Below are 18,369 nucleotides of genomic sequence, written 5' to 3' on the forward strand. Positions count from 1 at the left end.
GCCCGAACGTCAGCGCCGGTACCCGACGGACATGTCGGACGCGGAGTGGGCCGAGGTCCAGCCGCTGCTGCCGGTACCGGGCTGGATGCGCGGGCGGGGCGGCCGGCCGGCCGGAGGGATACTGCCACCACACGCTGCTGGACGCGATCCGCTACCTCGTGGACAACGGCATCAAGTGGGCGTGCCGGCCGGCTTCCCACCGTGGGACCGGACGTATGCCTTCTTCCGCCGTTGGCGCGACCACGCCCTGGTCAGAGGGGCCTTGACCCGGAATGTTGGACACGGGCTATGCGGCTTGGGCCAGGGTAGTTGATGTCGTGTCGAGGGTTGCCTCGTAGGCGATGGGACTGCTTTGTCCGAGGCGGGAGTGGCGGCGTCGCGTGTTGTAGCGGTTGAGCCGCCGAAAAGGGTCGAGTCGGGCCTGGTGCTCGTCCGGCCAGCTCTTTCGGCCTTGGAGCGTCTCGCGTTTGAAGGTCGCGTTGAAGGACTCGGCGAGTACGTTGTCCGCGCCGGACCAGACCGCGCTCATGCTCCTCCGTATCCCTGCTGGCCTGCATGCTTCGGCGAATGCCCTGCTCGTGTACCGGGCTCCGTGGTCGGTATGCATGATCGATCCGGCGAGGCTGCCACGGGTGCGGAGCCCTGCGGCCAGAGCATCAGTGACGAGGTCCGCGCGCATGTGGTCGGCGATCGCCCAGCCGGCCAGGCGGCGCGAAGCGAGGTCGACGACGGTCGCCAGGTAGCAGAACTTCCCGCCGTCGATGGGCAGGTAGGTGATGTCGCCGATGTACTTCGTGTTCGGGGTATAGGCGGTGAAGTTGCGGCCGATCAGGTCCGGAGCCCTGGCCGCGGCCGGGTCGCGGACGGTGGTGCGGTGCCGACCTCCACCAGGCAGGCCATCCGCACCTGGGGAAAGGAGCTCTTGCCGGGGCCGCGGCTGTTTCCGGGGCGTGCGAAGGCAGCCTCATTGGCCGGACTGTCGGCGACGTCCCAGCAGGTCCCGTCCACCGCCAGCAGTCGCAGCCCGCGCCAGAAGGAGCCCGGGGTGGCTTCGCCACCCATCGGTTTCGCGGTCGTGGTGAACAGCACCCGCAGCGGGTCTGGACCCAGCCGCTGCCGGGCCCTGAACAGCGACGACTTCGCCGGGACACGCCAGGCGCCCAGCAGTCCCAGGCCCCGCAGTCCCTCGACCAGATGCCGCATCACGTCCAGATACGGAGCCGGCGAGAACAAGGCCAGCCCCAGCACGAAATACACCACCAGCCGGGCCGGGAGCAGGCGCTTGCGTAGCTCCGCACGACCGCACGCAGCCACCACCCGATCCACCAGACCTGGCGGATACACCCAGGTCAGCAGGCCTAAAACCGATAACTCAGAGACACTTGCAGCCCCCCCGGGACACTGCACAGCAGCGTACGCCCGCAAGCTAGCGCAACGGCATGACTCTGTTGGTGATCTTGTGTGCCTATGCGGTGGCGGTGCAGAGGGCGTGGAAGCGTGTTGATCGGCGTCGGGCGGGTGTCGGGTCGGCGATCCAGCCGGCGACACAGATGAGGTTGCATGCGTCCGTCGTCAGGACGACGGACTGGACGACCAGCCGATCGAGCACCTCGCCCTCGACGATCCCGTCCCCCACGCAGACACCCTCGACTGCGTCCAGTGCGAAGCCTCCGGCGCAGACGGACAGCCTGTTCCACAGCAACCGCTCGCCCGGGGTACACAGCTCATAACTCCAGTCGATCGTCCCGCGCAGCGTGCGCTGATACGGCAACGCGGCCGGACCCCGGCTGGTGAGCAACGCGAACCGGTCCCCCACCCGGTCCGCCAACTGATCGCCGGTGAGGGCACGCAACCGGGACGCGGCGAGCTCGATCGCCAGCGACAGCCCGTCCAGATCGGCGCACAGCCGACGGACCCGCTCCCGATTCGCCTCGCTGACCTGGAACCCCGGCCGGACCGCGACGGCCCGATCCTGCAACAGGCTCACCGCCTCCTCCAGAGAGAGCGGAGGAACCGCGAGGACATGCTCACCCGTGATGTCCAGCGCGTGACGCCTCGTCGCCAGGACATACAGCTCGGGGACGGCCGACAGCAGCGCCCTCGTCAACTCGGCGCAGGCCCGGGTGGGGTTCCAAAAGCCCCGCACGGGGCAGTGAGCTGGGCGTTCGCCACCTGTCGTGTTCTTCTTCAAGCGGTGTTGCGGTACTCGTGGATGAGTCCGCCGAGGACCTTGTGGCGATGGACGCGCTGGGCAGGGAAGGGAATAACGTCGGGGTCGTCGGCGGGGGCGCGCAGGTACAGTGCCCGGTGGGGCCTGCCGGTGTTGTAGTGCGCGCCGTACTCGATGAGCACGTGCCGGGCGTGCTGCTCGTTGTAGAGAAGTATCCGGTCGGTGCACTCGGCTCGCACGCTGCGTATGAACCTCTCGGCGTGGGCGTTCATCTTCGGTGCCTGTGGCGCGGTCTTGAGGATCTCGATGCCGTCGACGGTGAAGACGGCATCGAAGGCCTGGGTGTAGCGGCTGTCGCGGTCGCGAAGGAGGTATCGGAAGCCGGACGCCCGTTCGCCGAGGCCGGCGAGGAGGTTGCGGGCGAGCTGGGTGGCCCAGGCCGCGGTCGGGTGGGCGGTGACACCGAGGATGTACACGGTGCGGCTGCCGACCTCCATGACGAAGAAGGCGTACAGCCTGCTCAGGCCCGCGGTGTCCACATGGAAGAAGTCGGCGGCGAGCAGACCGCCGGCCTGGGCACGCACGAACTCGCGCCAGGTCGGGGCGCCTCGGCTTCGCCGGGGTGCGGGGCCGAGACCGGCGCTGCGCAGGATGCGGCGGACGGTGGACGCGCCGACGCGGTGCCCGAGGCGTCGCAGCTCGCCCTGGATGCGGGTCGAGCCCCAGACCGGGTTCTCCCGGGCCAGGCGCAGGATCAGGCCGGTGATCTCCTCGGGGACAGGCGGCCGGCCCGTGCGCGCGGGCTTCTGCCTCCACTTCCAGCGCACCAGTCGGCGGTGCCAGGACAGCAGCGTGGCGGGGGTGACCAGGCGGTGTCGGCGCAGCGGGCCCGGCAGGTGCCGGGCGAGTGCGGCAAGCACGGCGCGCTCCGGCCAGGTCAGCCGCGGCCGAACGCCGAGCCGACGGCGCAGCACCGTGTTCTCATGGCGCAGTGCCAGCAACTCGACGTCCTTGGCGTCCTCCGATCGCGACAGCCACAGGAGCAGTCCAAGGAGCCTGAGGAAGACCAGGTAGAGCATGCGCAGAGCCACGCAGCCCGAGCTTGCCATGATCGACTGTACTCACAAAATGCCTGCTCAGGAGCGGTACGTTAGTTATGGCACCCTACAGGCTGATCCGGCGGGCCACGCAAGCCGCGGGCCTGCCCGACTGCTCGACACTCGTCCTGCCCGGCACCCTCGACACCGCCGAGGAGCGGCTACGGGCGTTCCGTACCGAACACCCCAACGTCACAGCCGTCCTCGCCTACAACGACGACCTCGCCCTCGTCACGCTCGCCGCGATGCGGCGCCTCGGACTGCGGGCACCGGACGACCTCGCCGTCATCGGGTTCGACGACACCCCGCACGGAGCGCTCTTCTCGCCCGCTCTCACCACCGTGCACATCGACGCGGAGGCCATCGGCCGCGACGCCGCACGCACCGCGCTGGGCCTGCCGCCGGCGGACACCGCGTCGCGACCGGCTCGGGTGATCGTCCGAGAATCCGGATAAACCCGCGTATGTTTCCCCGTGATCTTGGACACTCGACAAGTTTCGCCGCGAGGGCGTGTTGATGCCGTTGCCTGGTCCCGGTTGGGTTCGGCAGTCGCACTGGTGGAGTGTCGGTATTCGAGAGTTGCAGTATTCGCCCGCAGGGCGAGCAGGCCCGCATCCCGCCCGGTCACGTCAGCGGTGACAAGGCGTACGACTCTCGCCGTAACAGGCGCTGTCTGCGCGAAGACGGATCAAGCACGCAATCCCGGAGCCGAGGGACCACAGGGCGAACACTTGTGCGCACCTGTGGTTAGCGAGGAGCTGTATCACCCGGAGGCTCTGCTCCCAGGAGGGCGAGCAGCCCGGGGAATCTCTTCTCGATGTCCGCGCGTCGTAGACGGATGCCCTTGCGGTTGCCGTAGTCGATCTCGTCAATGAGACCTGCCTCGCGCAGGACACGGAAGTGGTGGGTCTGGGTCTGCTTCGAGATCGGAAGATCGAACGAGTTGCAGCCCCGCTCATTGTCGCTGCGGTCGGCGGCCAACTGCGTCAACACCGAACGACGGTGCTCGTCGGCGAGGGCGCGAAACACCGCACCCAGATCGAGCGCATCGGCCTCCGGGCCGACCAGGTTCTTCCCGGTCACGCGGCACCCCCTTCAGGTACGACTTGCATCATACCTTAAGGATGCGCTCCACCAAGGTACGAAATATTTCGTACCTTGGTTCGATTGCGCTGCCCCGTGCCGCCGCGCCCTGAGACCCGTCCCCGGCACTCGCCGGGGATCTGGTCATCGACACTCCGAGAGGTCATCGTCATGAAGAAGCCCGAGGTGCTGATAGTCGGTGCCGGAATCGCAGGGCCCGCACTCGCGTACTGGCTCTCCCGGAATGGCTACCGGCCGACGGTCGTCGAACATGCCCGGCAATTGCGCTCCGGTGGTGGCCCGATCGTCGTGAAGGGGCCCGCGATCCCGGTCGCCGACCGCATGGGCATCCTCCCGCAGCTCCGCGGGCTCGCCACCCGCAATCGGTCACTGACCCTGCTCGACCCCAGCGGCAGGCGAATCCTGCAACTCCCGCTTACCTCGGACGAGACGCCGACGGTCGAGGTGACCCGAGCCGACCTGTCCGAGGTGCTCCACCGGTCGACGCAGACCGAGGCCGAGTTCTTGTTCGACGACACGGTCACCGCTCTCGACCAGGACGGAGATGGGGTCGACGTCACCTTCCGGCGGTCCGCGCCGCGGCGCTTCGACTTGGTAGTCGGTGCCGACGGGATGCACTCCACCGTACGGCGCCTGGTATTCGGACCCGAGCGGCAGTTCGTGAGCGACCTGGGCCTGTACGGCGCGACCGTGCCGCTGGAACCCAACACCATCGAGGGCCCGAGCGAGATGACGATGCTGACTGTGCCGAACCGCATGCTGGTCGTCCACCCCTCGCGGACCACTCCGCTCGCGATCTTCACCTTCCGGGCCGCACAGCCGGCGCCCCACGACCGCAAGAACATCGCCCTTCACAAGCAGACCGTGGCCGACGCCTACGCCGACGTGCGGTGGTGGCGGGCACCGGAACTCGTGGCGGCGTTCCTCGACCACCCGGCTCCGTTCCTCGACCCCCTGACCACCATCCGGGTGCCCTCGTGGTCCCGCGGACGGGTCGTACTGCTCGGGGACGCGGCGGCGACAGCCCTGCTGGGTGACGGGTCCAGCATGGCGATGGCGGGCGCGTACGCCCTTGCAGAAGAGCTCGCCACCCATCCCGGTGATCACGCCCGCGCCTTCGCCGCCTACGAGTCGCGGCTCCGCCGTGAGGTAGGTCCGCGGCAGCGACGCGTCGGTCTGCTCTCCAGGCTCATGGTGCCCCGCACCCGGCCGGGCCTCGCGGCGCGCAACGCGGTGGGCCGCGCGGTCGGTCGCACGAACCGGATCGCCTCTCGCGAAGCCGCGAACCGGTGGACCGAGTCCGCACCGGCCGGTCACCGGTCGGTGCGCAGCTCCGCGGTAGCTCTCAGCCGGGTCGGCGCCGCCATGTCCGACGAGCCCGGCTCGGCGTAGTAGGTCATCGCCGATGCGGGGAGTCGCTTGAACTGGGGGGTCTCCACCCGCAAGTCCGTGACTACGACTTGTCCGCGACGCCGGCCCAGAGGTTCCTGACGTGCCCGATGTGCCGCGCGACGAGAGCTTCCAATTTCTCGCGATCTCCCGACAGCGCCAGGTCGATCATCTCGCTGTGTTCTTCGGCGTTCCGACCCAGAATGCCCGCGCGCGCGACGGCATCGAGACCGTAGAGCCGACTCCGGTTGCGAAGGTCCCGGACGATGCGAACGACCTCGGAGTTGCCGGCCAGTGACAGGAAGTGGGCGTGGAACTCAGTGTCGAGCTCGATGAATCTGACGAGGTCGCTCGCGGCGGCCGCTCGGACGATCCCCTCGGCTCCGGGGCGCAGCCCCTCGAGATTCGCCGCGACTGCCGAGTCCCGGGCCAAGGACGCGACGAGCCCCATCGTCGGCACCTCTAGCATCAACCGGACCTGCGCGAACTCGTCGAGCTGTTCTTCGCTCAGGTCGGTCACGCGGAAGCCCTTGTTGCGCTGCACCTCGACCAGTCCCTCACGGACGAGGTCGAGGATCGCCTCACGCACCGGGGTCGCCGACACCCCGAACATCTCGCCGAGCGTCGGTGCCGAGTAGACGATGCCAGGACGCAGCTGCCCCGCGATCAGCGCGGCACGCAGCGCGGCCGAGACCTGTTCCCGCGATTGCCGGCTGCCGGCCGGCGAAGTTCAGGCTGAGCGTCTTGAACATCGCCGTTCCCGAGGGACGGTGATGGGCGGACATGCCGAGGAACTGTCCGTCGCGCAATGCCGTACGGATCGGCATCTCGAACTCGCCTGCCGACAGCGCCACGAATGCGTCACGCACCGAGTCCATCAATTACCTAACATCCGTAAGGATGCATATGTTAACTCTCCTGTCGCAAACGAGAACACATGTAAGTTTTTCTGCGTAAGATGACGCCATGGGAGAAGGCGCCCCGACGCCGACCTCGCCTCCGCCGGGGACCGCCCGGGCCCGTAACCGCAGGGGGGAGGGGGGCCGCCTGCGCGACGACATCGTGGCCGCGGCGGTCGAGCTGCTCGAGGAGACCGGCGACGAAAGCAGCGTCACTCTGCGCTCCATCGCCCGCCGTGTGGGAGTCGCCGCCCCCTCGATCTACCGCCACTTCCCCGACCAGCCGAGCATCATGCTGGCCGTTGTGCAGCAGGCTTTCGCGATGCTTGAAACCGAGTTGCGCAGCGCCCTGGACGCCGCCGACGGAGGTGCCAGGGAACGGCTGTTTGCCGTGTGCGGCGCCTAGCTGGGCTTCGCGGACAAGTATCCCGGGCGCTACCGCACGATGTTCGGTGGAGTCTGGATGCCCGACCTCGACAACGGGTCGGTCACCGGCAGCGATGTGTCCTCGCTCGGCAGCGCGAGCTTGGCGCCTCTCGCGGACACCCTTGGCGACTGCGTCTCTGCGGGCTGCGCGACCAGTACCGACCTGACCGCCGACGCCGTCGCCCTGTGGCTCGGCCTGCACGGGCTCGCCCACCAGCGGTCGGCAACCGTTGCCTTTCCGTGGCCGCCGGACATCGCCGAACGCATCATCACCACGCTCGCCCACCTCGACGACGCATAGGTCTGCCCCGCAGGCCGAACCGTGGACGTGACAGCAGCCAAGGACGGATGCGCCATGCCTTGCACCGCTCGAGCAGCCTCGCCGACAATCCAGGCGGGCCCCGACGGCAGCCGCCCACGGCCAGGGTGACTACCAGCCTTCAACTGTGGCGTGCCGGGCGGGCGCCGCAGGGCCAGTCGAGAGGGTTCTTCGGCGGCAGGTCAAGCGGTCGGCGCCGTAGTGCCGGGCGGGGTCCAGACGCCGGCGGGAAGGCCGACCTGACGAAGGAGATCGGCGAGGTTGTAGTAGTCGGTGAGGTGTTGGATCTTGCCGCCGTCGAGGTCCATCACGGTGGTGACGGGAACCTTGAAGGACTTGCCGGTGGCGGACCGGTCCTTGGCGAATGCTCCCGTGTCGGCGCCGGAGAAGTTCCAGCGAACGGCGATCTTGTTGCCCTCGCGGAAAGCGTCAACGACGTCCACGTGTGCGTTCTTGATGCTCTGTTCGGTGATGGTCACCCACTGGGCCGCGCCGGCCGGGCCGGTCATGGCGACCTGGAAGGCGTTGTCCTGGTAGACGCCGTCCTCGGTGAACAAGGCGGCCATCTTTCGCGGGCTGGCGGTGTTCCAGGCGTCAGCCCAGGCGGCGACCATACGGGGAAGCCGGGTGTCATGGGGGTGGTAAGTCACTGGCTGCGTCTCTCCTTCATTCACTGTTTTCACGGTCTTGGAAATCGGAGCGTCCGCCTGAGCACCGGCGTGCGAAAGACCGGTGACGGTCACTCCGGCTACGGCCGCTGCCGCGATCGCCATGGCGGTGACGGTGGTCCGGGCGCGGCGCGCATGCGTGGTCATGAGGGTTCCTCGGGGTTCATAGACACTACGTTTACAGATGCAAACTTACGTCTGGAGCTAACAACTGCAATGCCATCCATCGGCCGTTGCCGCCGCACCGCAGCCCCCAACGGGCCTGCGGGTGCGGGCGGCTTTGCTGTGCGGTTCCGTCTGACGTCGGCGCCGGACGCTGTGGTGCGGCCTCCGTGTGCTCCGGTCACGCACCAGGCAACGAGTGTTCAGCGCGCGCTGAGCTGGGCGGCATTGTCGTGCGTTTCGTCGGTTGTGGCGGCGACGTCGATCTCCACCGGCCGCTTGTGCGCTCGATGGAGCATGTTGATGACTACGGCCAGGAGCACAGTCAGAATCGCCAGAGCGATCATCAGCAGGTGGAAGACCTCGGTATACGCCGCGCCGGCCCCGCTGCCTCCTGCCGCTGCGCGCTGAGCGAGGTGTGGGTTGCTGATGCGGGCCGCCAGCAGGGCGGCGGTGACGGCGGCGTAGGCGCCCACGGCAATCGCCTCACTGCCCAGACGCACGAAGTTCAGGACGCCGGCGGCGGCGCCCGCGGTGCGGGTGGGAACGGCGGCCAGCGCCTCCCCGTCGATGAGACCGATCGGCAGTCCCCAGCCGAACCCCAGGAGCGCCATGGGGATCACCAGAAGCCACAGCGGGACGTCGGGAGTGAGCAGCAGCATGCCGAGGTCGCCGAGCACGAGGACGCCGAGTGAGACATTGATGATCACCATGGGGGTGATCCGTCGCACGCGGTGCACAAGCGTTGTTGCCAGCATCGGCGCGATGAGCACCGGCAGCGTCAGCGGAAGCATGAACAGGCCGGCCTGGCCGGCGCTCATGCCGACGACCGCGCTCAGAGCGACGGGCAGGTAGGTCAGAAGGGTCACGTAGCCAAAGGCGCCGGCGACCGGGACCAGGATGACCGCCAGGAAGTACCTGTTACGGACGGGGGAGAAGTCGACCAGCTTGCGGCCTTCTTGCGCAGGCTGCCTGACGTCGCGGGGCAGAATGCTGCCGGCGAGGAGAGCCACGATCGAGATGACCCCGCCGGCAGCGAAGACGCCCTGCCATCCCACCGCGGTGACGAGCCCACCGGAGATGGTCGGGCCAGCGGCCAGCCCGAGCCCGATGGTGGTGCCCAGGAGGGCGAACGCTCGAGCGCGCTGAGCCCCGCTGTACGTGTTGGAGAGCACGGCGGAGCCACCGATGGCCACTGCCGCGCCGCCCATACCGGCGAGCAGACGCCCGGCGTCGAGTACGTACAGGTTGGTCGCGGCCATGCTGATCGCCGACGCGATCAGGATGATGGCGGAGCCGATCATGAAGGTGCGCTTGTGCCCGATGCGGTCGGAGACCGCTCCCCATACAAGGGTGAACAGAGCGAACGAAGCGTTGAATCCGTTGACGACCCACTGCAGGGCGGTGGGGGAGTCGCCGAGGTCCTGCGAGATGTCGGGCAGCGCGATCGCGGTTCCCGCGATGCTGATGGGCAGGACGAACAGTGCGAGGAGGATCACGGGCATCAGGAGCCATGTCGGCTTCGCTGCCTCATCGGTGTGCTTGGCGGTACTGGTCACCGGCCCGCTCCTCTAGGTACGAAGAAATTCATACCTAGAGTTAAACAGAAGGTTCAGGTACGACGCAAGTCGTACCTTGGTGCGTTCGGGGGCAGGCGAAGACCTTCGGCCCCGACACAACGTGGAGCGCGACTTCAAGCCAGTCGATCGAGTCGGTGACGCAAGGACGAAGGGGAAAGGAGCCCAGGCCGCTGTGGCGTTCGGGCTTGCTCTCCGAACGCCACAGCAGACGGCACTGTGCACTTCTCGGCCGACGACCGGACAGTGCATCTCCCAGCGATTCCCGGTCGTCGGCCGAGAGGATGTTCCAGGGCAGTGGCCACGGGCTGCCCACGGCGTGGCTGCGGCCGTCGGCGAACGGCCTGATCACGCGGCACGGCCGCGAAGGTGGACACGCATCGAGCAGCCGCAACTCAACCGACCGACAAGGGTTTGCGGTGAGCCGACCGCGACGCAGCCGTTCGTGACGGACGGCCCCTTCGACGTCAGACGCGCGCGCCCGCGCGAGGCGCCGTGGCCCACGCGTGCGTGACCTGGTGAACGGCGCGCGCGACGGCGTTGCGTGCACCGAGCACCTGGCGGGTGCGCGGGACCAGGAGTGCGGCGATCAGTCCGACGCGGCGGTGGCGCGGGTCCACCTGGCGCCGGTGCCGCGCCTCGTAGACCTGGAGGGCGCGGGCGTGGTCACCGGGGTGCGAGGCGAGGGCCTGGGCGAGTGTATGCGCGCCGGCCATCGCCATGCTGGAGCCGTCGCCGAACAGCGCGACGGCTGAGGCCGCGTCACCGAGCAGCGCGACTCGGCCGCGCGACCACGTGTCCATCCGAATGTTGCTGAGCGGATCGAAGAAGGGAGCCGGATGGTTCTGGTAGGCCTGAACCAGCTCAGCTGCCCGCCAGCCCACTCCTGCATAGGCCTCGGTGACCATGCGCTTGTGGAGCGCGGTGTCGCGGCGGTCGTACCCGGGCACGCGCCGACCGCGGAACGTGAACATCGCAAGAGGGTTGCCGCGCGACGGATGGACCGTCAGCATCCGACCGGGTGCGGTCAACATGACCATGGCCGCAGGGTCGTCGAGCGCGCTGGGCTCCAAGGGCACGGTCGCCCCGTACATACCGAGGTCGGTGGTGAAGCGTTCGGCTGGCCCGAAGACCAGTCGGCGCACCGTTGAATGAACCCCGTCGGCGCCGATCAGCAGATCGAAGCGACGCGGTGGGCACCGGCGGAAGGTGACATCGACGCCCGCGGTGTCCTGCCTGATGTCGGTGACGGTGTCGTCGAAGACGAACTCCGCCTCGTTCGCCGCGGCCTGATGGAGTACGGCGGAAAGATCGGCGCGCGTCACCTCGACGGACCGTTCGGACGTCGTCGGGACGTGCAGGACCTGCCGACCGCTCGCGTCGAGGAGGGCGAGAGAACCGGCGCTGGTGGCCACCTCACGCAACTGCCCCAGGATGCCCATTCTCTCGGCCACTGCCGTGGCCGGCTCCTTGACGACGACGGCGCTGCCGCCGGAACGCAGTTCCCTGGCCTGCTCCACGACCGTGGGCCTGTAGCCGTGCCTGGCCAGCCAATAAGCCAGTGCGGGGCCGGCGATACCGGCACCGAGGATCAGAACACTGCGAGAAGGCATGAAGGTTCAACCTTTCACGTGGAGGGGACGGCAGGCATCGGCCTGTGCGCATGCCTGCTCCGCGATGGTCAGGGACCAGGTGGGGCACCGGCGTCCGCGCCGAGACGCAGCGCCGACAGGCCCCATGGCGCGGCCGGCTGCGACCACGCGCGTGGTCCGCACGGGCCCCTGCTCGAAAGCGTCAGTGATTGCTGTTCCAGCCGAGAGCCGGGGCGATGTGCTCAGCGACGTTGTTCAGGATCTGAAGGTTCTCGACCGGTCCGAGGTAGTTGGGAATGGTCACCAAGAGGGTGTCCGCCAAACCGACTGCCTCGTCCTTCGACAACTCCTCCGTGACGGCGTCGGGTTCTCCGACGAAACTCTTGCCGAAGCGCGACACGGCGCCACCGAGAACGCCGACCTGTTCCCTGGAGGCCTGTGCCGCCGAAGATCCGAACAGGGCACGGTCGCGGTCGGAAACGATGGGCAGGATGCTGCGCACGACGGCCACCCTCGGCGCTCCCTCGTGACCGGCGTCGTGCCAGGCATCCCGGAAGGTATGGATCTGTTCCGCCTGCGACTGCGCAAACGCGACGCCGGTATCCTCGGAGAGGAGGGTGCTGCTCAGCAGGTGCATGCCCTGCTCTCCGGCCCACCGCGCACTCTGGCGTGTGGCCGACCCCCACCAGATCCGCTGAGGCAGCGTGCGTGAATGCGGTTCGATCGGCAGCGGAACCTGCACACCGGTTTCGGCGGGGTCGCTCATGGCCATGGGGGCTCCGGCGATCGCCGCCCTGAAACGGTCGGTGTGCTGCCTCGCCAGCTCCGCCGCCCTGGCACTGTCCTCGGGGCCGGGGACATGACCGAAGGACTCGTAGCCGCGCAGGGCGGGCTCCTGCGACCCCCGGCTCAGGCCGAGTTGCAGGCGACCTCCGCTGATGAGGTCTGCGGCGGCGGCGAGTTCGGCCATCATGAGCGGGTTCTCGTACCGCATGTCGATGACAGCGGTGCCCAATTCGATACGCCGGGTGCGCGCCGCCGTCGCGGACAGCAGCGCCCAGGGGCTGGCGAACTGCCTCTGGTAATGGTGCACCCGGATCCAGGCGCCGTCGAAGCCGAGCTGTTCGGCGCCGACGGCGATGTCCAGGTGCTGAGTCAGGGAAGCGGCCGCCGCGTCGGCTTGTGAGCCGGGCAGATGGGGGTGGTGGCCGAAGGAGAGGAAACCAAGTCGCTTTAGCACGTTCCTGCCTTGCTCTGACGCGTGCTACGCCTCGGCGTGCACGACGGGGACGGGTGTGATTACGCAGAGGGAACACGGGGGTGTGCGCTTTGCGGTAAGCAAAGCCATTGACCGTCCTTAGGTACGAATTCTCTCGTACCTAAGTAGAGCACGCGCTCAGGTACGATTCAAGTCGTACCTGAGGGGCGGATCCGCCGATGGGCGCACGGGGGGGGCGAAGGCGTCGGCGGTATCGATCCGAGCATCGGATTGCGTGCCCGGATCGACACATCCCGCCCGAGCCGTGACCGCAGAGTCAGGGCGCCCGGCAGCGGAGGGGTGGCTGGCGACCGAGTTGCGGGGAGTGACGTCATCGAGTGAAAGTCGGGCGCGGTCGCGAGGGGGGACGCTGCGGCCGATGAGTGCAGATCTCTCCAGGGTGGGCTGTCCGGAGCCCACGAGGCACCGCGCGGCGCATCCTTCCGGCGGGGCGCACGCCAGGCTGGGCCGGGTTCTGCCCGGCCGGCGACGTGGTCTGGATGCCTCCGCCCTCACCGTGCGGGATGTCCCCCGTCGGCGCTTCGGCGGTAAGGACCCATCGAGCCGCCATCCGAGTGGATGACCACTCCGGCCATGGTCTTCAGCGAGACCCTGGACGTCCTGGCGGGCAACCGCCTTGCCGTGGCAATGCACTCAGGATTCGAAGATCCCACGAACCTCGCCCTCATGACGTTCGCCGACCCCGCAGGGGCCACCTTCTACCCGGGGGCGGACCTGCGAGGCGAAGCGTTTCCAGCACCCCGTCGTCGGCGCTCTGGAATTGACCTATCAGGCGTTCGACGTCCGGGCTCCGACGGGCAGCAGCTCGTGGTCTACCGAGCCGCCCGCGGCAGCCGCACCGAGGCCTCGCTGAGCTTGCTGGCCAGCCTCTCCGCGCCGTACGCCGCGGCGGACGAGTAGCGGCGCAGCAACCATCCCGTGATCGAGTGCGCAAACACCGTCACGCCCCGGGGGGGGTGTCACTGAGGTACGATACAAGTCGTACCAAGGGAGGTGGCTATGTCAGAGACGGCCCTGGCGCCGGTAGGCACGGACGTCTTGGACCTGGGCGTGGTCCTGCGCGCCCTCGCCGACGAACACCGCCGCGCAGTGATCACGGAACTGGCCGTGGACCAGAGCGACGGCGAGCGCACCTGCCATTCGTTCAACCTCCCGGTGAGTAAGCAGACTCGCTCGTACCACTTCCGGACCTTGCGTGACGCCGGCCTCATCTGCGAGATCAACTACGGGAACAAGAAGGGGGTCAGGTTGCGCAGGGCGGAGATCAACCGACGATTCCCGGGACTGCTCGACCTGTTCGTCGCCGACTCCGGAAGCCGTGAGGATCGCTGACGCCCGCATCCGTCCGGAATACGCGACACCTCAACATGCGAGTTCACCGGTCCCGAGGCCGGTATTCGCCCGCAGGGTGAGCAGCCCCGTAGCCCGGCCCGGTCACGTCAGCGACGACACGTATTCGGACCAGTTCTCGCTGGCGAGCGTGGCCCAGCGTTCGGCTGTCTTGGGGTGGATACCGAGCAGGTCGGCGATGACCATGGGCGGCAGGTCGGCCAGGGCGTCCATCATGGCGGTATTCCGGGCTGCGCGGGCGGGCAGACCGTGGTGTCTCAGTGTGTCGGCGAGGCCGAGGGGGTTACGCGGACAGCCAGGGCTTTGGCCGGGCAAGAGGTACCTGCGTCTGGCCGTGGTGCTGTGCCGGGGCGTGCTGTGTCGGAGCTGATCGTCGATAAGACGAGCGAGCTTCGGCGGAAGGACGAAGGAGGTGCTGGTTGACCGCCAGGTAGGTGTGCTCCAGGTCCCGGCTGATGTGGTCCTCGGTGAGCTCGACGATGCGGGTCAGGGAAAGTGCATAGAGACGGACTAGAGCAGCCGCGACGCGGACGTCCAAGGGCAATGCGGTGTCGTTGAAACAGCGCAATAGCTCGTTTCGGGCATCGTCCTCGGCTTGGAAGTAGCCGGGGAGTTGCGAGGCTCGGTGCTCGATGCTCAGACCGGGCGGGCAGAGGCGTCGTGCGGTGCTCCAGCGGAGGAAGGGGATGGAACGGGAGCGCAGCGTTGGCCTGCCGGTCGCCCAAGTGTCCAGATGCGCCTGCTGGAGTCGGCGGAGGTTCAGGTGCTGGGAGTCGAGCCAGTTCACGAAGTCAATGGCGGCAAGCACGTTGCTGCAGTCGCCTTTGTGCGCGGCGTAGGTGTAACGGCCTCGGGCTGAGCGCCGGCGGGCGTCGCGGATGATGTGCCACTCGGCGAACGGACGAATGAGATTGGCTTGCCGCGCAGGGAGTTCGGCCACGGTCCGTGCGACCCAGTTGGTGAGCAAAGCGAGATTCTCATCGCGTGGCGGCAGGATGCCAGCGGTGACGAGCAACCCGCGCACGTAGGCGGTGGCAGCCCGTTGGGGAAGCGTGTCGAGGGATTCATGGTTCAGCGCTCCAGGATCGAGGGCCAGGCGCCCCAAGAGACTGGCGGCGGGGCTTCGGCGCAGCCACTGCAGGACGCGGCAGGGGTTTTCCGCGCCGGTCAGAACGACGGCGAGGGGTTGGAGTAGCTGCGCCACGCTTGTGCCGTCGGCGGAGAGCAGGTCGGTCACCCGGGCGGTCAGGGTGCAGCGGGGACAGTGGTGGCCGGAGTAGAGGTCCGCCGGTTCACCGCAGGCCGAACACCGCTCGACCGGTTCGTCGGGGAAGGTGCATGTCTTGCACAGGAGGGTTCCCTCGGCCGTCTGACCGATCAGGATGCGATGTCGACTGCACGAGGCGCACGGCGCAGGGGTCGACAGAGCTGCTCGGTAGCAGGAGTTGCACACCGGCCCTCGCGGCCAGAAGACCTTGATCTTCGCGATTTGGCCGCACAGGGCACAGGCGCACTCTTCGCGAGGGCGGCACGTGTCGCAGTGGAACGGGCCCCGGCCACCGTTGATGTGGTGGCCTGGGCGGACCTCTTCACAGATGGCGCAGGTCTTCTCGTGTCGCTTGTAGCACCGGTCGCAGGTGTCCGGCTTGGTGCCGTCGGCCCGGGCGACGATGGCAACGGTCTGGCCGCAGACACCGCACGGGCGGGCAGGGCTGGAGTAGCAGCTGCCGCAGACCGGCCCGTCGGAGGTCAGCGCGTTGACCCGGCGTAGTCGTCCGCAACGGCAGCAGGTCTGAGTGTTCTTGGGAGCACAGGTCTGACAGAGGCTGGTGCCGTCGGGCAGGCGCCGGTACGAGATCATCATCCGGTGGCAGTCGGCGCATTCTTCTTTGGCATCCGGCTCCTTGTTCCTGCACGGATTGCAGATGCCGCCCTCCGGTCGGCGGGCGTAGATGCTGGCCACTTTGCCGCAGCGGGCGCACGGCTTCTTGGAACGTCGGCCGGCGCAGCGTGAACACAGTCGCCCCTCCGGTCCGTTGTTGGTGGGAAGAGGTTCGGTCCGTCCGCAGTCGCCACAGGCCACCAGGGTGACCTTGTTACCGTGCCCGGCGGCGGTGAGTGCTGCCACCAAACGCACCACGCAGGTCGGGCAGTCGCTACTGGGCATGCGCAAGGCGTCGAGCCTGCCGGACAGATAGTGCACCAGGCGGAAGGCGTTCGCACCACGCCATGCCCGAGCCTCCTCCGCCACGGCCTGAGCCTGTTCGGGGGCAAGGGAATCGCCCACCGCTAGCTGCAGCAGGGCGACGATCTGCTCCTGGGCGGCAGCGAGCTCGGCGCGTAAGCGGATCTGGTCCGGTGTCAGCGGCCTCACGGCTGACCCGGGCGCCGGATCGTGGTCCGCCGCTCCTTCAGCGGCAGTGGCTCGGCCTGTCCATCCGCGGTCTTCTTGACCTGGGCGTTGACCACCTTCGGCTTGATGAGATCGTTCGGCGTGCACTCGAAGATGTCGCACAGTGCGACCAGGGTGTCCATGCTCATCCGCTGGGGCGGCTGTGTCACCAAGCGGTAGACCTGCTCACGCGACAGGGTCACGCCACGTTCTGCCAGGAGCGGCACCAGGTCCGATGTCTGGAACATCTGGTGCTCGGCCATCGTGGCCCGCAGACACCACTCATAGCCCATCTTCTTGATCATTTAAGGTCCCAGTCGTCACCCAGCCGGCGCTTCAGCGAAGCTTCCAGGAGCTGGTTCCGGTACTCGTCAGAAACGCCCATGTAGATGGCCGTCGTAGAAGCGTGGGTATGGCCCACCTGCTCTTGAACGAAGCGGGCAGGGTAGCCGAACTCGGTCAGATGCGTGATGTAGCTGTGGCGCAGACAGTGCAGGTCGAGGTCCTCGTCGAGGCCGGCGTCCTGGCGTGCCGTCACGAACGCCTCGTTGATCGAGCGCGGAGACATGCGGCCGACCCGCTCGGTCACCCACAAGGCCGGGTGCCGGTCCGGCGAGAGCCGCGGGCGAACCTCGTGCACCCACTCGTCGAGGACGTCGACTACCCAGTCCATCTCCGGGACCAGAAGCACGGTCCGTCGCCTCGGCGGTGCGCCCTTGGAGGACTTCCCGTACCGGACGGCCATGCTGCCGGCCTGCCCGAACTGCGGCGCCTTCCTATGACGTCGCAGATCCACCAGGTCCACCTTCGAGGACTCGGTCCGCCGGGTGCCGTACGCGTAGATCGTCTTGAGTGCGGCAGCATCACGCAGTGCGGTGAGCGTGCCCTTGCGGCCCTGCCCGTGAATGCGTCGAGGTCGGGCATCGGCAGCGTCGAACAGCGCCTGGACCTCGTCGTAGGTCAGAGGCCGACGCCGGGGATCGCCCTCGTACTCCACCGAGTGCAGGACAGAGTTGCCTTCGTGGAAGATCACCTACGGTGACAGGCCGAACCGTTCCTGGCAGGTCTCCACCCACCCGTACCGACGGTCCAGCAAATACTCCACGAACAGCTCGATGACCACCTCGTAAGACCGAGCCGTAGACAACTGGATCGGCTTGGCCCCGCTGCGAAGGTGGACAATGAACGCCTCGCCATCGGCGGGCGCCCACTGCCACGGGTACAACCCCGTGAACTCCTCGAACCGTTGAAGCAGACGTAGCCGGGGCTGGATCGTCGAAGCCTGGAGAAACCGCGCGGACTGCTGCCGGGCCCATCCCTCCTTCATTGCAGAGGAAACCGCTGGCTCCGGGTCCAGAAGGACAACGTTCGGGGCCAGGGAAAGACGCACCGAACCGGGTGCCTCAGCGACCATGCCCGCCGTTGTATCAAACGCATCATTGTTGCGTCCAGATCCAGCGGTGCTGGTCAGCTACCGAAGGATGCTCAGGACGCTCCCGAGAGAGCATCTCTGATCAGTGGGAACGTCCGAGGCAGGGCTTTACGAACTGTTGCAGCCAATGCAATTCATCCTGTTTAAGATCTTGTGCCTGCGCAGGCGACGGCGATTGTAGAAGGTCTCGATAGAGTTGAGGGCCTCTGCGCGGGCGGTGGCCCGGTCAGGCCAGGTTCATGTTCCGCTCTCCTCCTTGGTCAGGGCCCAGAAACTCTCTGCGGCGTTGCCAAAACATGATCAAGTGCGCACACACCTCTGTCGCGAACCCAACTCCCTTATGCAGTAACGGAATTGGTCCGATGTGTACTCGGGTCCTGGGCGTTCACCCAGCGCGCGAGGGCCTCCGGCCTGTTGCCCTCGGCGGGCTCCATCGTGGACTACGTGGACAAAGCGATGGTGAAATCCTTCCGGGCCCGGGTCCGGGTCGAACCACTCAATCGCACACGGTGA

19 protein-coding genes and 2 pseudogenes are annotated in these 18,369 nt (G+C 67.7%); 6 read left to right on the top strand and 15 right to left on the bottom strand.

All coding sequences use genetic code 11. From position 1 onward, the window contains the following. Positions 1-286: 286 nt before the first annotated feature. The 4 genes and pseudogenes from OC490_RS22370 to OC490_RS22385 form a co-directional block, all read right to left on the bottom strand. Positions 287-874 (bottom strand): annotated as a pseudogene (locus OC490_RS22370) (IS3 family transposase); the annotation flags it as partial. Next, complete coding sequence (locus tag OC490_RS22375; protein ID WP_315986691.1) at positions 829-1,548, bottom strand: transposase domain-containing protein; 720 nt, start codon at positions 1,546-1,548, stop codon at positions 829-831. The pseudogene OC490_RS22370 and the gene OC490_RS22375, both read right to left, overlap by 46 nt. After that, entirely contained in the window at positions 1,466-2,146 is a 681-nt protein-coding gene (locus tag OC490_RS22380) for an ATP-binding protein (protein ID WP_262059757.1), read from the bottom strand. The genes OC490_RS22375 and OC490_RS22380 overlap by 83 nt, the downstream gene beginning before the upstream one ends. 41 nt (positions 2,147-2,187) lie before the next feature. Next, positions 2,188-3,279: an integrase core domain-containing protein gene (locus tag OC490_RS22385; protein ID WP_262059758.1), complete on the bottom strand. Its 1,092-nt coding sequence runs from the start codon at positions 3,277-3,279 to the stop codon at positions 2,188-2,190. Positions 3,280-3,326: 47 nt separating this feature from the next. Here OC490_RS22385 and OC490_RS22390 point away from each other — a divergent pair, with 47 nt between their 5' ends. Beyond that, positions 3,327-3,722: a substrate-binding domain-containing protein gene (locus tag OC490_RS22390; RefSeq protein ID WP_262059759.1), complete on the top strand. Its 396-nt coding sequence runs from the start codon at positions 3,327-3,329 to the stop codon at positions 3,720-3,722. 292 nt (positions 3,723-4,014) lie between these two features. On the opposite strand, the gene OC490_RS22400 is transcribed toward OC490_RS22390, so the two are convergent. Further along, entirely contained in the window at positions 4,015-4,350 is a 336-nt protein-coding gene (locus OC490_RS22400; RefSeq protein ID WP_262059760.1) for an ArsR/SmtB family transcription factor, read from the bottom strand. Between the two features lie 171 nt (positions 4,351-4,521). Here OC490_RS22400 and OC490_RS22405 point away from each other — a divergent pair, with 171 nt between their 5' ends. Further along, entirely contained in the window at positions 4,522-5,763 is a 1,242-nt protein-coding gene (locus OC490_RS22405) for an FAD-dependent monooxygenase (RefSeq protein WP_262059761.1), read from the top strand. 61 nt (positions 5,764-5,824) lie between these two features. Here the strand turns inward: OC490_RS22405 and OC490_RS22410 are convergent, their stop codons facing one another. Together OC490_RS22410 and OC490_RS22415 are read right to left on the bottom strand one after the other, a co-directional pair. Beyond that, entirely contained in the window at positions 5,825-6,442 is a 618-nt protein-coding gene (locus OC490_RS22410; protein WP_262059825.1) for a GntR family transcriptional regulator, read from the bottom strand. Beyond that, positions 6,342-6,638 carry a hypothetical protein gene (locus OC490_RS22415; protein ID WP_262059762.1) on the bottom strand — a complete coding sequence of 99 codons (297 nt, stop codon included), beginning with the start codon at positions 6,636-6,638 and terminating at the stop codon, positions 6,342-6,344. Before OC490_RS22415 ends, OC490_RS22410 begins: the two co-directional genes overlap by 101 nt. Before the next feature lie 88 nt (positions 6,639-6,726). On the opposite strand from OC490_RS22415, the gene OC490_RS22420 reads away from it, so the two are divergent. Then, complete coding sequence (locus OC490_RS22420; RefSeq protein WP_262059763.1) at positions 6,727-7,065, top strand: TetR/AcrR family transcriptional regulator; 339 nt, start codon at positions 6,727-6,729, stop codon at positions 7,063-7,065. Beyond that, positions 7,066-7,386 (top strand): TetR-like C-terminal domain-containing protein, encoded by a 321-nt coding sequence (locus OC490_RS22425; RefSeq protein ID WP_262059826.1) that lies wholly within the window; start codon positions 7,066-7,068, stop codon positions 7,384-7,386. It begins immediately after the preceding gene. A 200-nt stretch (positions 7,387-7,586) separates the two neighbouring features. On the opposite strand, the gene OC490_RS22430 is transcribed toward OC490_RS22425, so the two are convergent. From OC490_RS22430 to OC490_RS22445, 4 genes are all read right to left on the bottom strand, one after another. Continuing rightward, the gene (locus OC490_RS22430) at positions 7,587-8,219 is read right to left on the bottom strand and encodes an ester cyclase (protein ID WP_262059764.1); all 633 of its coding nucleotides are present in this window, start codon (positions 8,217-8,219) and stop codon (positions 7,587-7,589) included. Positions 8,220-8,437: 218 nt separating this feature from the next. Next, positions 8,438-9,793, bottom strand: coding sequence for an MFS transporter (locus OC490_RS22435; protein WP_262059765.1), 1,356 nt, complete (start codon positions 9,791-9,793; stop codon positions 8,438-8,440). 485 nt (positions 9,794-10,278) lie between these two features. Next, positions 10,279-11,424, bottom strand: coding sequence for an FAD-dependent monooxygenase (locus tag OC490_RS22440; protein WP_262059766.1), 1,146 nt, complete (start codon positions 11,422-11,424; stop codon positions 10,279-10,281). Between the two features lie 181 nt (positions 11,425-11,605). Next, positions 11,606-12,643: an LLM class flavin-dependent oxidoreductase gene (locus OC490_RS22445; RefSeq protein ID WP_262059767.1), complete on the bottom strand. Its 1,038-nt coding sequence runs from the start codon at positions 12,641-12,643 to the stop codon at positions 11,606-11,608. Between the two features lie 597 nt (positions 12,644-13,240). Here OC490_RS22445 and OC490_RS22450 point away from each other — a divergent pair. Together OC490_RS22450 and OC490_RS22455 are read left to right on the top strand one after the other, a co-directional pair. After that, positions 13,241-13,582: a hypothetical protein gene (locus OC490_RS22450; protein WP_262059768.1), complete on the top strand. Its 342-nt coding sequence runs from the start codon at positions 13,241-13,243 to the stop codon at positions 13,580-13,582. Positions 13,583-13,681: 99 nt separating this feature from the next. Further along, a complete protein-coding gene (locus OC490_RS22455) occupies positions 13,682-14,014 on the top strand; it encodes an ArsR/SmtB family transcription factor (RefSeq protein WP_262059769.1) in 333 nt (110 codons plus the stop codon). 102 nt (positions 14,015-14,116) lie between these two features. Here the strand turns inward: OC490_RS22455 and OC490_RS22460 are convergent, their stop codons facing one another. The 4 genes and pseudogenes from OC490_RS22460 to OC490_RS22475 form a co-directional block, all read right to left on the bottom strand. Further along, on the bottom strand, positions 14,117-14,248 hold the full coding sequence (locus tag OC490_RS22460; protein ID WP_262059770.1) for a hypothetical protein: 132 nt from the start codon (positions 14,246-14,248) through the stop codon (positions 14,117-14,119). Positions 14,249-14,315: 67 nt separating this feature from the next. Next, entirely contained in the window at positions 14,316-16,406 is a 2,091-nt protein-coding gene (locus OC490_RS22465) for an XRE family transcriptional regulator (protein WP_262059771.1), read from the bottom strand. Further along, positions 16,403-16,729 (bottom strand): helix-turn-helix domain-containing protein, encoded by a 327-nt coding sequence (locus tag OC490_RS22470; protein ID WP_016325359.1) that lies wholly within the window; start codon positions 16,727-16,729, stop codon positions 16,403-16,405. Before OC490_RS22470 ends, OC490_RS22465 begins: the two co-directional genes overlap by 4 nt. Continuing rightward, positions 16,726-17,838: pseudogene (locus tag OC490_RS22475) on the bottom strand (tyrosine-type recombinase/integrase). The gene OC490_RS22470 and the pseudogene OC490_RS22475 overlap by 4 nt, the downstream one beginning before the upstream one ends. Positions 17,839-18,369: the final 531 nt, after the last annotated feature.

Source organism: Streptomyces sp. STR69 (assembly GCF_024519455.1).
Lineage (GTDB): Bacteria > Actinomycetota > Actinomycetes > Streptomycetales > Streptomycetaceae > Streptomyces.